The sequence below is a fragment of the uncultured Brachyspira sp. genome (assembly GCF_934747485.1).
Classification (GTDB): domain Bacteria; phylum Spirochaetota; class Brachyspiria; order Brachyspirales; family Brachyspiraceae; genus Brachyspira.
The window spans coordinates 1-14,291 of the sequence record NZ_CAKVGN010000069.1 but is presented as its reverse complement, the minus strand read 5'-3'; the positions used below and the strand labels follow the sequence as shown (position 1 = coordinate 14,291).

The window sequence follows — 14,291 nt, the reverse complement described above, 5'->3', positions numbered from 1 at the left end:
AGCCGAAATTGGAAATAGAATCGAGGGTGATATGGAAGAAAAACCAGATATTTTCAGAGGCATCAAAAGTGTTTTTGAGTAAGCTAAGAAATAGATTATAAAGATATTAATTTATAAAAATTATATTTTGAATTTTTAATTGTTCTTTTTCCCGCCTTCGCTCTGCGGACTTCGTCAAAAGAACCATACGAAGTACGCCTATGGCGAAAGTGCAAGCGTTTTAACTTTGTATATTAGTAATATGTATAAAATAAATGAATGTGAAATAATATTTATATTTTTATACACAAAAAGCTATACTTTATTAAATGCAGTCCTTTTGCTTCTTTGGGTCACCAAAAGAAGTGGGGTGTGGGGCAAAGCCCCAGATATTAAGATAAAATATAATCATTAAACTTTAAATTTATTTATTCTTTTTATAAGCATTACATTCTTCATCAGTAACATGCTCTAACCAAGTAACATTATTTCCGTCTTTATCGCCTGTTATCGCAATATGCTTCATTTTGCAATCTGGTGAAGCTCCATGCCAATGCTTTTTATCTTTTGGGCAGTATAATGCCTCTCCTTCGTGAAACTCCAAAACTTCTCCGCCCTCTTCTTGTGTGAGCCCTATTCCTTCAACTACTATTAAATGCTGACCGCAAGGGTGAGTATGCCATGCTGTTCTTGCACCTGCTTCAAATGTTACATAGGCTACAGAAAAATGCGAGTCTTCATTAGGCTCTGTGAGAATCTCTACTTCAACATCGCCTGTAAAATATTCTTTAGCTCCTTTAAACTTTTTGCCTTCTCCGTTTTTTATGAATATAGTTTTTTCTGGTGATTTTTGATATTCGTACATATTATTTTTCCTTTTTGTTATACTAAAAATTTTTAACTTTTTCAATCTTTTTCTTGTTCTTTTTCCCGCCGCACACGGTGTGGACTTCGTCAAAGAACCAAAAAGTGCAAATATAAAATTAGTATTAAACTGTACTAATAATGTTCAAAATATAAAATAAAATTATATATTTTAGCTAAAAAATAGCCTTTTTGCTTCTTTGTGGCAGGTCACAAGGGCACTTCCTACGGTCGCAAAAGAAGTGGGGTCTTACCCTATGGGCACGCTTCGCAGGGGGCAAAGCCCCAGTTATCAAAATAAAATATAACTTTAATTTTTAACAAATTATAATTGTTTAGGTATATTTTATTTTTACAAATATATCCTTAATCCATTTTCTTATTTCACTCTCAGAACTTGACGCAGAGCTTCCATATACGCTTAATATTTTACCTACTTGTTTAGACTTGGATTCTTTTTCTATATCTCTTTTAATGCTTCCACACCCTCCGCCTCCATGCGTACAGAAAGGCATTATTATTTTATTAGAAAAGTCAAAACTGTTCAAAAACGTATTTAACGGAGGAGCCATTGTGTTCCACCAATTAGGGCTTCCTGCAAATATAATATCATAATCGTCTATGCTCTTTATGGTGCTTTTTAATTTTGGTTTATAACCGCTGTTTATATCTCTTTTGGCTTCGTTTAATACTGTGCTGTAGTTTGGCGAATATGCTTTCTCAGGCTCTGTATTAAAAAAGTCTATTTGTACATTTTGTGATTCTTCTTTTATAATTTTTGCTATAGAGTCAGCAAGTTTTTTAGTGTTTGCTGAATGCGAATAATAAGCTATCAATATTTTCATTTTAAGCTCCTATTATTTTTTTATTTAATAGACTTACTTCAAAACAGCTTGATAAGATTATTTAATATTAAAAGTATACAACTAATTATTTTAGTAATAAACATGCAGCCTTTTTGCTTCTTTGTGGCAACAAAAGAAGTGGGGGTGCGGGAGCTAGTCCCCGCAAATAAAAAACTTAAAATTTTTAGTATATAGTTAAATAACTATATTTTATAATGTAAGTTTTTATTTTATTCAACTTTTTCCCGCCGCAAAAAGTTGCAAAAAGTGCAAATAATAAAATAATACTAATTATATTATTATATTAATATAAATTATTAAATTAAAACAAAAAACAATATAAACATTTATTAACTTATTTTGAAATAAATCTAAAACTTATAAAATTATTTCCCTACTATCTCCATATGCTCCTTCGGATACCTATCACCCTCTATCGTTATTTGTGAAATAGCTTCATTTATCTTATTTAATTCCTCCTTGCTAAAATCCACATTAACACAATAGGCATTCTCTTTTAATCTCTCTATCTTGCTTGCTCCAAATATAGGCACTATAAACGGTTTTTGATGAAGCACCCAAGCTAATGCTATTTGAGCCTTTGAAACATTTTTGGCTTTAGCAATCTCTTCCAAAATATCAATCAATGATTTGTTTTTATCAAAGTTCTCTTTTTGAAATCTTGGTATAGAACCTCTAAAATCATTCTTTGAAAATTCGCTGTTAAGCTTGCCTGTTAAAAAACCTTTACCTAATGGAGAGAAAGGCACAAAACCAATATTTAATTCTTCTAATAACGGTATAATCTCTTTTTCCGGCTCCCTCCAAATCATAGAGTATTCGCTTTGTATGGCTGTAAGTTTGCATACTTCATTAGCTTTTTTTATGCTGTTTGCCCCTGCCTCTGAAATACCCCAATGTTTAATTTTACCTTCTTTTATTAATTCTTTCATTATGTATGCCGCTTCTTCAATAGGAGTGTTAGGGTCAACTCTGTGAAGATAATACAAATCAATATAATCAGTTTTCAATCTTTTTAATGAACCTTCTACAGATGATATTATAGTTTCTTTTCTGCCGTCTAATACAGGCTTTCCATTTACAGTTTTTATTCCGCACTTCGTAGCTATTACAACTTTATCTCTACGACCTTCTAATGCTTCGCCAACAATCTCTTCGTTTTTGTATGGACCATAGGCTTCTGCTGTGTCAAAAAAATTAATACCTAATTCTATAGCTTCATGTATGATAGATATTAATTGTTTTTTATCATAATTCTCATCATACACTACGCCATAACCCATACACCCTAAACCAACAGCCGAAACTTCTAACTCTCCAAGCTTTCTTTTTTGCATATTAATAACTCCTTATTATTTATTTAGATTGTTTACATAATTTTAATTAATATTTTAATTAATACCAATCATGCTTTTCATTGCGGTTAAGTTTTGATATTCTTCTCATCTCATCATCGCTCAATTCAAAATCATATAACTCTGTGTTTTCTATTATATGAGCCCTATTGCTTGAACCGGGTATCACAATAACTCCCCTCTGTAAATGCCATCTTAATATAATTTGAGCAACAGATTTATTATGCTTTTTAGCTATCTCTTTTAATACACTATCATTTAAAAGCTCTCTTTGATGACCTCTTCCCCCCAATGGATACCACGCTTGAACAGCTATCCCCAAACTTTGAATATATTCCACCACTTCAGTATCTTGATAATATGGGTGTATCTCATTTTGAACCAAAGCAGGCATAATATTTATTTTTTGCAAGAACTCTTTTAATTCTTTTATATACCAATTAGAAAGACCAATAGATTTTATCTTTCCTTCTTTCACAGCTTTCTCTATTGCCTTATACGCTTCAACATCATTATTTCCCGGGTGATGAAGAAGCATCATATCAATATAGCCTAATTTTTTTAACGCTTCATTTATTGCATTTTCTGCATCATTATACTGATTAGGATATAGCTTTGTAATAACAAAAATATCTTCTCTATCAATCTTAGAATCTCTCACAGCTCTTGCAACCTCCTCTTCATTGCGGTATATATAAGCCGTGTCAATTAATCTCACACCATTTTGTAAAGCATAAAGCACAGAGTTGTAGCAAACATCATTTAATAAGCTGTATGTGCCTATTCCATTTAAAGGTATTTCATAACCATTATTTAGTTTAACAGTTTTTGTATTGAAATTAAAATTTCCTTTCATATTATTAGCCTCTGCTTTTATATTTAGTGATATTATAAAAATTAGTAATAAAGTTATAAAAGTATTTTTCATTATTAGTCCTTTTAAAAATATATCTAAATAATTTTTTTTATGAATACAATTATCATTAATAATAGAATAATTCTTAAATGTAATATAAAAATCTAAAAATATAGTCCTTTTGCTTCTTTGGGTCACCAAAAGAAGTGGGGGTGTGGGGGCAAAGCCACCACAAACAATAAATTTAAAAACTTAAAAATTTTTTAGTGTATATTTAAATAACTATAATTTATGTTTTTGTTTTTATTCAACTTTTTCCCGCAGCAAAAAGTTGCAAAAAGTGCAAATGTTTCAACTTTACCTTTTTTGAATATATAAAATAATATCTATGTTTTTATATATAAAACTATCCTTCATAAAATGCAGTCCTTTTGCTTCTTTGGGTCATACCCATACCTGAAGGTACTTCCTACGGTCGTCCTGAAGGACTCCCTTTGGTCGCAGGCACTTCCTTCGGTCGCCAAAAGAAGTGAGAGTGTGTACCCTAAGGGCACGCTTCGCAGGGGGCTAGTCCCCACAAACATTTTAATATAAAAAATCACTCTTTATAAACTACAATTTTTTACAAAACTATTAAATCTTATAATTGCATAAATATTTTACTGTCTCAATATCTGTATGCGATAAAAATAAACTCTGCTTAGTATCTAGTTTAGAAATTTCTTTCATGTCATTGTCGTCCAACTCAAAATCAAACACATTAAAGTTTTCTATAATCCTCTCTTTGTGTACGCTCTTAGGTATCACAACAACATCTCTCTTTATAAGCCAATTTAATATAACCTGAGCAGCTGTTTTATTATGTTTACTTGCTATCTTTTTAAATACTTCATTAGTAAACATATTATTCCTGCCCTCAGCAAATGGCCCCCAAGACTCTATTTGAATATTATACTCTTTCATAAGTTTATTATCCTCTTCCCTTTGAAAGAATGGATGCGTTTCTATTTGATTAACCATAGGAGCTGTTTTATTATGCATAACAAAATCTAATAATCTATCAGGATAAAAATTGCAAACCCCTATAGCTTTAATCTTTCCTTCGTTATACAAATCTTCCATAGCTCGCCAAGAGCCGTAATAATCTCCAAAAGGCTGATGTATCAAATATAAATCCAAATAATCTAAATTAAGCTTATTCATAGAAACTTCAAAAGCCTTTTTAGCATTATCATAGCCACTGTCGCTTATCCATAATTTTGTTGTGATGAATAATTCTTTTCTATCAACTCCGCTTTCTTTTATGGCATCTCCTACCGCTTTTTCATTGTTGTATGCTGATGCTGTGTCTATTAATCTGTATCCTGCCTCAATTGCATTCAATACCGACTTCTTACATTCCTCATAATCTGGTATTTGAAAAACACCAAAACCTAGTATAGGCATTTCAAGCCCATTACTTAATTTTACTTTTTTCATACAAAACTCCTTTAAAAATCCTCTTTTATGAACTTAATTTTTTTTAAATTAATTTTAAAAAAACTAATTTGCACTAAAAAGTTATTTCTATGCTGCCCATTCCAAGCGAATCTTTTAAGCCGTCTGTATTTTCTATATATCCAATTTTAGTGTAGCTGTATGATGTTGAAAAGCTTTCATAAAACAAAACCAAACAATTATTGCCGTATAACATAAAGTCGCCTCTTTTTATACTGCCTGCCCTTTCGCTTTTTGTTGTGAGGCTTTTGCTTAAATTATAATATTTTTCATTGCTGTTTAAATCATTCATTGTAATTGTGAGCGGAAGCATTCTTAAAAAATCTCTCGCTGTGTCATTATCATATAATATCAATTTGTATTCTTTGTTGTTTATTCTTAAATTAACATAATTATTTAAAGTGTTCATGGTTGCACTATCTCCATAAATAGAATTGCATGCTGTCATTATAAAAATTAAAAAACTTAATAGTATTTTCATTTATATATCCTTTTTTAATTTAATCATCTCTTAGACAATTTTTTTTCACACTCCCTTATCTTTGTATCATAATTGTTTATTTTGTAATTTAATTTTTCTAAGGTATCTTTAAGCTCATTAATTTTTGTTTCTATTATCTCTCTTTGGTCTAATAATAATTGCTTTCTTGCTTCTATTGTGGCATCACCTTTGTTGTAGAGTTTTATATATTCTATTAATGACTCTATACCCATTCCGGCACTTCGCATACATTTAGCAAACTCTATCCAGCCTATATCATAGTCAGTATAATTTCGTATGCCGCTTTCGGTTCTCTCCACTTCTGGTATAAGCCCTATTCTCTCATAATACCTCAAAGTGTCGGTTGATAAATCTGTCTTTTTGCTTACTTCAGCTATTGTCATAATTTAAGCCCCTAGTCTTTTTTGTTTTAATTATAGCATTAGAGTATGCTCCAATGTCAAGACTTATTAGTAGTTTAAATTATTATGGAATTATATCAAATACTTATGTTTTATAATTATTTATAACAAAAAGGCATGGATGAGTATAGTGATTTTTTTGAGTTTTATTATTTGCGGGGACTAGCCCCCGTACCCCCAGTTCTTTTATTGGTATAAAAGAACCAAAAAAACTGCATTTAATGAACTATAGCTTTTTACATACAGACGAAAATATAAACATTATTTTACTTTTATATATTCCAAGAAATATTAGCTATAGTATTTGCACTTTTTGCAACTTTTTGCGGCGGGAAAAAGTTGATAATATATCCTATAAAAAATTACAATTTAGTTTCACCTTTCTTCTGAAATTATATAGTCGCTAGCACTGTAAAGCGAACCTATCACTAACGCTGGTATATTTTTCTCCTTAGATATCTTTTTCATCTCTTCTACTGCCAAGTCAAAACTCTCTATATGATACACATTCTCTTTTTCTTTTAAATATTCATAAGTCTTAAAGCTGTCAGAGTTTTTATATTGTGATTTCGTAGAACTTATTATAATTATGTCTTCACTCTCTTTTAATATCTCGCACATTCCGCCTACATCTTTTTCGCTTATAGGGGCAAATAATATCACTACACTATCATACCATTTATAAATAGTCTTTAATATTCTGATTAATGATTTCGCATTATGAGCACCGTCTACTATAATGTCTGGATTTCTCTCTATAAAAGTTAATCTTGCCTTTATATTAAAATTACGAAGTGAGTCTATTGCTTTTTCTATATTTTCTTTCTTGCTTTCTAATAATGTAAAAGCTTTGAATGATAATGCTATATTTTCGCTTTGATGTTCTCCTAAAAGTGTAGTTGTAAAATGATACTTATTTTCTTTTTCTATATAATCAAACTCTAATATTTCACTTGTGTTTTTGATGATATTAGAATAAAAATCTTTATTAAATACGTATAACTTGCAGTTTTTTTCTTTTGACACATTTTCTATTATTTCAATAGAGTTTTTCTCTTGCATTGCTGATATTACTATAGAATTATTTTTTATAATGCCAGCCTTTTGATAAGTTATCTCTTCTATTGTGTTTCCCAATATATCCACATGGTCATAAGAGATAGAAGTTAATATACTGATTGAAGAGTCTACAATATTGGTGCAGTCAAACCTCCCGCCGATACCAACCTCTATACAAGCATAATCCGCTTTGTTAATAAAAAAATAATAAAGACCTATTATAGTAAAAAACTCAAAAACGGTTATGCTCTCATCAAGCTTATTTTCTTCAATTATACCCTTTATCTTTTTTACTATAGAAATAAAATCATTCTCGCTAATCCATTCATCATTAATAGATATTCTCTCTCTTTCATTTATGATGTGAGGGGATATAAAAGCACCCGTTTTGTAATTGCATGCACTAAGCATATGAGCCAAACTCAAAGTAGCAGAGCCTTTTCCTTTTGTGCCTGTTATGTGTATTATTTTAAAAGTTTGTTTATAGCCTAATATATTTAAGATGTGTTCTACATTGCTTATATGGTTTTTACTATTTTTATGAAGATTTTTTTTATTCATAAAAGAGTATAGATAATCTAAAGCGTCATTAATATTTTCCATATTGAAGTTTTCCGTTTTTGTGATAAAAATATGCTATATATATATACTGAAAAAATTGAAGTTTGTCAACTGCGAGCCTTACTTGCGAGCTTTACCTTTCGGATACGCTTCGCGAAGAACTGCATTTAATTCAATCAACCTTTAGGTATAAATAAAAAATATTATTTTATATTTCATAGATATTCATACATATAAAGTAAAAAACATTTGCACTTTTTGCAACTTTTTGCGGCGGGAAAAAGTTGAAAAAAATTACATAACAAAATATAGTTATTTAACTACATACTAAAAATTTTTAAGCTTTTAAAAGTATTTTTATTTTGCAGGGCTTTGCCCCCTGCGAAGCGTGCCCTTAGGGTAGCACCCCAGTTCTTTTGCCGATAGGCACCTACTCGGTATTGGTATAAAAGAACCAAAAGAACTGCATTCAATAAATTATAGCTTTTATGCATATACAATATATATATATTATTTTATTTTTATATATTCAAAAAAGCTAAAGTTATAGCACTTGCGTTTTCGCGAAGCGTGCCCGTAGGGTAAAAACTTTGACGAAGTCCGCAAAGCTAAGGAGGGAAAAAGTTGAATAAAAAAATATAAATTATATTTAATTAAATAGATACTAAAATTTTATATTTTATTTATATATACAGAATTAAAACATTACACTTATTTAATTTTTTTAGTCGTCAAATTTCTGACCCATTAATTGACCATCGGCTGAAATGTATAATTCCATCATATTATTGAGTTTTACTTTATAATTGCCCCACTCCTTCTCTATTTCTATGATTATAGATGAAGGATAGGTCTTTTCAACAACATTTGCTATATTAGCAGGAAGCACGCTTTTAGGAACACCCATATATTCACCGTCAATGCTCTTCCAATCGCCGTTCATAAAAAAGTCTATAGAAACCCCATTAGATAAATCCACCTCAAACTTTCCGTCATCTAGCTCTACCTTCCATATTGCAGCATCCGGATATGCTGAAGCAATAAAGTCCTGTGCTTTTTTTGGCAATGCAGAAGCAGGAACCATCCAATCATCGGCAAATAATACAGAAGACAGCATTACAAAAACTATTATTAGAAGTGAATATCTTTTTTTAGCCATCAATAATAAACTCCCTAGCTATAATATACAAAAAATCTCAAGAAATGTCAATATTTATTTACATTTTTTTACTGCTTTTTTACAGTTTGCTCTATAAACTATACTTTTTATACTTAACAATTAAAAATCGTAATAAAATCATATTAATTATAAGAAAAATTATAAAAAATTAGAAAAAAATTTACAAAAAATCATAAAAACCCAAAAATTAACCTTATAAAACATTATAAAAATTGAATTTAGTATAAATAAAAATATTAATAGGTGGTTTTTATAATGAATAAAGACAAAAAAAACTATTACGCCATAATACCCGCAAATGTTAGATACGACAAAAGGCTAAGCCCCCTCACAAGATTAATATACGGTGAAATTACAGCCCTCACCAATGAAAAAGGATACTGCTTTGCCACAAACGCATATCTTGCCAATTTGTATTCTATGAGCAATGTAAGCATATCGAGATGCATATCAGAGTTAAAGGAACATAATTATATAAGGGTGGTTTATGATATAAAAGAGAAGAATGTAGACAAGAGAAAGATATATATAAATAATCTTGAAAATAAAAAATTAGAAAATGAAGAAATAAAAAACAATGAAGAAATAAAAAACAATGAAGAATTAAAAAATAAAGAAATTAATACAAACATCGAAGAGTATAAAGAAAATGAAAGCATTAATAAAAATAACAATACCAATAAAAACGATGATGCTTTCTCATTAGCAAAAATAAAATTAGCTAATAGAATTAAATTAAATGATGATACAGATTTATCAAATAATATAAAAGAGCATAATCAAAATTGTTTTGAGGGTATTAAAGAAAAAGTTAAAGATAATAATATAATTAATAATAAAAATAATAATATAACTAATAGTAATTTTCTTCTCTCAGAGTTTGATTCTTTTGTATTAGAATTATGCCAAGTGTTTAATAGTTTCACCTACAACAACGCTTCAAAAATCTCTGAGTTATATGGTTTTAAGAGCAAAGAAAAACAAGAGTTATTATTAAAGCTTTTTAACGAAAGAAAGTTTGATTGGAGGGAATGTATTAAATATGCCAAATTAAAGGCAAAAGAGAAAAACAACATACCAACATTATGGCTTGATTTTTTAAGTTTTTTAAAAATCTATTTAAGAGAGGGAGACAAAGAAAAAGTCATAAAGCCCCATTACACAGAAGAGCAATTATTAGAAAGAGCAAGGAAATTACAAAAACAAAAAAGGGAGCGAGAAAAAGCATTGCTTGAAGAGAGTAAAAAGATGGATGAATTAGAGAGGGCGTTAGGCAGAGACAGCATGACATTAGAAGAGGTGATAGAAGCAACAAAAGAGCAGTTTAAGCACTTAAAGAGGAAGTGATAATGTTTTAGGTTTATACTTTTGGAATATATAAAATAATATTTATATTTTGTATATGCATAAAAGCTATAATTTATATTCTTATTTTTATTCAACTTTTTCCCGTAGCAAAAAGTTGCAAAAAGTACAAATGTTATAGCTTTATATTTTGGAATATATAAAACAATGGCTATATTTTGATATACATAAAAAGCTATACTCCATTAAATGCAGTCTTTTTGCTTCTTTGGGTCACCAAAAGAAGTGGGGGCGTGGGGGCAAAGCCACCACAAATACATAAATTTTAAAAAACAAATTTTGACAAAATATCAATTTATTAGTATATTAAACTCTCAAATAAATTATTAATGCATCACAAAAAAAAACATTAAAAAACTTTAAGGAGATTTTTGAAAAATGGAAAAGCTTATAAACAAAACTCTATTAGATTATATTAATGATGTAGATTCATCATTGCCTGCTCCGGGCGGCGGAAGCGTTACGGCTGTTGTCGCTAGCTTGGCTTGTGCTTTGGCTGGAATGGTTGCTCATCTCACCGTAAACAAAAAAAAGTTTAAAGAATTAGATAAAGAAAAACAAATTGCATTCAATAATGCTGTAGAAAATATAAAACAAATAAAAACAAAGCTAATAGAAATTGTAGATAAAGATGCTGAAATGTTTCAATTAATTATGGACGCATACAAATTGCCTAAAGACACCGATGAACAAAAAGAAATAAGAAAAAATGCTATTTCTGAAGCAGCAAAAAAAGCATTAGAGCCTCCGCTTCAAACGCTTAAAAGCTGTTATGACTTATTAGAGTATTTTGAGATAATTCACAAATATGGCAATGAGGGCGTTATAAGCGATATAGTATGTGCGTATACAATTTTATATGCTGCTTGCAAATGTTCTATAGTAAATATTAATATAAATTTATCTTCTATAAATGATGAAAACTTTTTACATAATACTAAAAACATATGTTTATATTATTTAAGGGGTATGAAAAAAACATATAAGGAGGTAAATTTTGAATTATTGGACATATAAAATAGAATAAGCATCGATATATTTTTTTGCATAATTATTTTTCATATTGATATTTTTTTATAATATGTTATATTTCCCCTTAAAATATGGTATGAATTAATGGTATTTTTATATTTTTCTTTGTGTTTTTATGTTATAGACTTAAGTTAAATTATCTTTTTTAACTTAAAATAATATCTTTATTAGTTGTTTTAGTATTAAAATTTCTTTTAGTATTAAAATTGGAGGTTTAAAAAATGAGTATAACTACTAAACACATGATATCTTTGAAAGATGAAGAAAAGCAAAAGATTAAAGACTTTATCAAAAACGAAGGTAAATCTAAAAGGTTGATATCGAGGGCAAATATTATATTGGCTTTGGACGAGAAAAAAAATACTGGCCTGACACATACTGATATTGCCAAACAATATAATGTTACATATCATACCGTAGTAAACATCATAAATGAGTTTGTTGCTAAAGGATTAGATTCTACGCTCACTTACAAAAGAAATCCAAACAGCAACAGAAAAAAGAAAAAAGCTAATTAATAATTAAATAATAATTTTATGTGTTAGGTATTTTCTCTCATTATCTTTAATACCTTAGCACATGAAATTATATCAGGTTCTATATTTCTAAACATATCTTTCACATTCTTATAAATATTGCTTGTAAGATTTATGCCATAATTGATAGTGCTTTTAATCTTGCCTGTCATAACAAGGTCATCTGTAATAATCACGCCATTAAAACCCATATCTTCTTCGAGTATCTTTCTATATTTTTCTGACATGCTTGCTGGAAGCTCATCATCTATATATTTGTTTTTTATATGGGCAATCAAAACCATCTCAGCTCCCAAATCTATAGCCTTTTGAAACGGTATTAATTCTTTATTTTTAAGTTCTTCTAAAGTTTTGTCTATCACAGGAAACTCATCATGAGAATTAACGGAAGTGTCTCCATGACCCGGAAAATGCTTAACAACACTTATAATGCCTGCATCTTTTTGAGCCTTTATTGTAGCTTCCACCATCTTTGAAACTATTTCAATATTTGTAGAAAAGCTTCTATTGTATATATAAGAATCTTTATTGCTCGGCACATCGCATAATGGAGAGAGTATCATATTAATTCCCATTTCTTTTAGAAACTTTGCTTTGTTGTAGGCTATGTTGTAGGCATATTCACTGCTGTTGCTGTCGCCTATCATTTTTGGAGAAATGTTTTTGTATTTATCGAAAGGTATTCTAAAGACTTCGCCTCCTTCTTCGTCTATAGAAATTAACATATTCTTGTTAACATATTTTTTCAAGTCCGATGTGAGTTTTTTTAATTGTTCCTCATCTGCTATGTTGTAATTAAAAAGTATAACGCCGGCAATATGATTATCTTTTAATGTTTTTATGGTCTCTTCGCTTAATACAGTGTCTGTGATGCCCACCATAGTAAGAAGCCCTCTCCTCTCTTCAATGCTCATATTATTAACTTCATCTATATAATCAGACAAATAAGAATATTTTTTTTTCAATTCCAAAATATATTTTTCATCTTCTGTGATGCTGTCTTTTTTGGTGCAAGAATGAACAACTAACACAACAACTAAAAAACTAAATAAAATTATAATTTCCTTAACAACTTTGAAATTTTTACGCATAATTCACTATCCTCTGTTTTAATATTTTTTATCTTTTCTCTGTTTGCCTTATAAAACCTATAATCAATAACATTAAGCAAATTATTATTTATAAGAGAGTATTTATTAATATAATCTGTCATTACAACACCATTAAAGTTAAGGCTATTAAAAAGATAATCTCTGTATAATTTTTCATTTTTAATATGGCTCATCACAAAGAAGTCGCTGTCTATTGCCGACAAAAAGGTTTGTTTAGAGTCTATTTCAAAATTTTTTATGTTATCATTTATATATAACTCATCATCATAGTATTTTGGAAAATATTTTGCGGCGGTGAGGACGCCACTGTCTTTATACGCCTTAATTGTTTGAAATATTAACTTTGAAGCAATTTGTTTATCGCCGCTGAAGATATGCTCTTTTAGATGAGATTTTTCATTACAGAGAGTATTTACTACAGGAGATAAAAACATATTAACACCCATAGATTTAAGAGTAGATGCTCTTTTTTTGGCAATGTTGTATGCATAAGTTTCGCTTTGCCTCTCACCAATATAGCTTTGATAAACCTTAAAGTGCTGGTCAAAAAATAAATTATGAGTAGGCTTATAATCTTCATCTAATGCTATGAATATTTTTTTGTTTAGATTTTCTTTTATATTTTTTATTAGTTTTTCAATTGTATTAATGTCAGGTATATTAATGATTATTCCTTTAACATCATCATCTTTTATTATGTTAATTAAGTCATTATCATAAGTTTTAACCGCGAGCATTATTTGCAGATTATTATTTATTTTTTTAGTGTTGTGTATTTTTATTTCGTAGCATAGAAGGATAGCCATTATAATAATAATCAAACTAAGAAAAATATAAAACACTATGATTACTCAATTTTAATTTATTTTACTTTATTTTGATAACTGGGGCTTTGCCCCAGACCCCAGTTCTTTTGCCAATAGGCACCTACTCGGTATTGGTATAAAAGAACCAAAAGAACTGCATTTTATAAAATATAGCTTTTTATTTATAACAAAATATAAATACTATTTTATATATTCCAAAATATAAAACTATAGCATTTGCACTTTTTGCAACTTTTTGCGGCGGGAAAAAGTTGAATAAAAACAAAGACATAAATTATAGTTATTTAATATATACTAAA

At 29.2% G+C, this 14,291-nt stretch carries 14 protein-coding genes; 3 read left to right on the top strand and 11 right to left on the bottom strand.

The window, feature by feature from the left end; all coding sequences use genetic code 11:
- Nucleotides 1-403 precede the first annotated feature (403 nt).
- From Q0H31_RS11100 to Q0H31_RS11060, 9 genes are all read right to left on the bottom strand, one after another.
- Nucleotides 404-844, bottom strand: a complete 441-nt coding sequence (locus Q0H31_RS11100; RefSeq protein WP_295298186.1) for a cupin domain-containing protein — start codon at nucleotides 842-844, stop codon at nucleotides 404-406.
- A gap of 334 nt (nucleotides 845-1,178) precedes the next feature.
- Complete coding sequence (locus Q0H31_RS11095) at nucleotides 1,179-1,688, bottom strand: flavodoxin (protein ID WP_295298184.1); 510 nt, start codon at nucleotides 1,686-1,688, stop codon at nucleotides 1,179-1,181.
- A 386-nt stretch (nucleotides 1,689-2,074) separates the two neighbouring features.
- Nucleotides 2,075-3,046, bottom strand: coding sequence for an aldo/keto reductase (locus Q0H31_RS11090; protein ID WP_295298182.1), 972 nt, complete (start codon nucleotides 3,044-3,046; stop codon nucleotides 2,075-2,077).
- 58 nt (nucleotides 3,047-3,104) lie between these two features.
- Nucleotides 3,105-3,992: an aldo/keto reductase gene (locus Q0H31_RS11085; RefSeq protein WP_295298180.1), complete on the bottom strand. Its 888-nt coding sequence runs from the start codon at nucleotides 3,990-3,992 to the stop codon at nucleotides 3,105-3,107.
- A 561-nt stretch (nucleotides 3,993-4,553) separates the two neighbouring features.
- Nucleotides 4,554-5,399, bottom strand: a complete 846-nt coding sequence (locus Q0H31_RS11080; protein WP_295298179.1) for an aldo/keto reductase — start codon at nucleotides 5,397-5,399, stop codon at nucleotides 4,554-4,556.
- 73 nt (nucleotides 5,400-5,472) lie between these two features.
- Nucleotides 5,473-5,898, bottom strand: coding sequence for a cyclophilin-like fold protein (locus Q0H31_RS11075; protein WP_295298178.1), 426 nt, complete (start codon nucleotides 5,896-5,898; stop codon nucleotides 5,473-5,475).
- Between the two features lie 23 nt (nucleotides 5,899-5,921).
- Entirely contained in the window at nucleotides 5,922-6,302 is a 381-nt protein-coding gene (locus Q0H31_RS11070; protein WP_295298176.1) for a MerR family transcriptional regulator, read from the bottom strand.
- A 393-nt stretch (nucleotides 6,303-6,695) separates the two neighbouring features.
- Nucleotides 6,696-7,982 (bottom strand): Mur ligase family protein, encoded by a 1,287-nt coding sequence (locus Q0H31_RS11065; RefSeq protein WP_295298174.1) that lies wholly within the window; start codon nucleotides 7,980-7,982, stop codon nucleotides 6,696-6,698.
- A 682-nt stretch (nucleotides 7,983-8,664) separates the two neighbouring features.
- On the bottom strand, nucleotides 8,665-9,099 hold the full coding sequence (locus Q0H31_RS11060) for a PepSY-like domain-containing protein (protein ID WP_295298172.1): 435 nt from the start codon (nucleotides 9,097-9,099) through the stop codon (nucleotides 8,665-8,667).
- Between the two features lie 276 nt (nucleotides 9,100-9,375).
- Here Q0H31_RS11060 and Q0H31_RS11055 point away from each other — a divergent pair, with 276 nt between their 5' ends.
- The 3 genes from Q0H31_RS11055 (at nucleotide 9,376) to Q0H31_RS11045 (ending at nucleotide 12,035) form a co-directional block, all read left to right on the top strand.
- The gene (locus tag Q0H31_RS11055) at nucleotides 9,376-10,467 is read left to right on the top strand and encodes a helix-turn-helix domain-containing protein (protein ID WP_295298170.1); all 1,092 of its coding nucleotides are present in this window, start codon (nucleotides 9,376-9,378) and stop codon (nucleotides 10,465-10,467) included.
- A gap of 396 nt (nucleotides 10,468-10,863) precedes the next feature.
- Nucleotides 10,864-11,502, top strand: a complete 639-nt coding sequence (locus Q0H31_RS11050) for a cyclodeaminase/cyclohydrolase family protein (protein WP_295298168.1) — start codon at nucleotides 10,864-10,866, stop codon at nucleotides 11,500-11,502.
- Between the two features lie 236 nt (nucleotides 11,503-11,738).
- Entirely contained in the window at nucleotides 11,739-12,035 is a 297-nt protein-coding gene (locus tag Q0H31_RS11045; protein WP_295298166.1) for a helix-turn-helix domain-containing protein, read from the top strand.
- Nucleotides 12,036-12,058: 23 nt separating this feature from the next.
- On the opposite strand, the gene Q0H31_RS11040 is transcribed toward Q0H31_RS11045, so the two are convergent.
- The gene (locus Q0H31_RS11040; RefSeq protein ID WP_295298164.1) at nucleotides 12,059-13,144 is read right to left on the bottom strand and encodes a glycoside hydrolase family 3 N-terminal domain-containing protein; all 1,086 of its coding nucleotides are present in this window, start codon (nucleotides 13,142-13,144) and stop codon (nucleotides 12,059-12,061) included.
- Nucleotides 13,108-14,007 (bottom strand): glycoside hydrolase family 3 N-terminal domain-containing protein, encoded by a 900-nt coding sequence (locus Q0H31_RS11035; protein WP_367117135.1) that lies wholly within the window; start codon nucleotides 14,005-14,007, stop codon nucleotides 13,108-13,110. Before Q0H31_RS11035 ends, Q0H31_RS11040 begins: the two co-directional genes overlap by 37 nt.
- Nucleotides 14,008-14,291 lie beyond the last annotated feature (284 nt).

Coding starts and splice junctions, on each gene's coding strand:
- Q0H31_RS11100 (WP_295298186.1), bottom strand. CDS start 844: ATGTACGAATATCAAAAATCACCAGAAAAAACTATATTCATAAAAAAC.
- Q0H31_RS11095 (WP_295298184.1), bottom strand. CDS start 1,688: ATGAAAATATTGATAGCTTATTATTCGCATTCAGCAAACACTAAAAAA.
- Q0H31_RS11090 (WP_295298182.1), bottom strand. CDS start 3,046: ATGCAAAAAAGAAAGCTTGGAGAGTTAGAAGTTTCGGCTGTTGGTTTA.
- Q0H31_RS11085 (WP_295298180.1), bottom strand. CDS start 3,992: ATGAAAAATACTTTTATAACTTTATTACTAATTTTTATAATATCACTA.
- Q0H31_RS11080 (WP_295298179.1), bottom strand. CDS start 5,399: ATGAAAAAAGTAAAATTAAGTAATGGGCTTGAAATGCCTATACTAGGT.
- Q0H31_RS11075 (WP_295298178.1), bottom strand. CDS start 5,898: ATGAAAATACTATTAAGTTTTTTAATTTTTATAATGACAGCATGCAAT.
- Q0H31_RS11070 (WP_295298176.1), bottom strand. CDS start 6,302: ATGACAATAGCTGAAGTAAGCAAAAAGACAGATTTATCAACCGACACT.
- Q0H31_RS11065 (WP_295298174.1), bottom strand. CDS start 7,982: ATGGAAAATATTAATGACGCTTTAGATTATCTATACTCTTTTATGAAT.
- Q0H31_RS11060 (WP_295298172.1), bottom strand. CDS start 9,099: ATGGCTAAAAAAAGATATTCACTTCTAATAATAGTTTTTGTAATGCTG.
- Q0H31_RS11055 (WP_295298170.1), top strand. CDS start 9,376: ATGAATAAAGACAAAAAAAACTATTACGCCATAATACCCGCAAATGTT.
- Q0H31_RS11050 (WP_295298168.1), top strand. CDS start 10,864: ATGGAAAAGCTTATAAACAAAACTCTATTAGATTATATTAATGATGTA.
- Q0H31_RS11045 (WP_295298166.1), top strand. CDS start 11,739: ATGAGTATAACTACTAAACACATGATATCTTTGAAAGATGAAGAAAAG.
- Q0H31_RS11040 (WP_295298164.1), bottom strand. CDS start 13,144: ATGCGTAAAAATTTCAAAGTTGTTAAGGAAATTATAATTTTATTTAGT.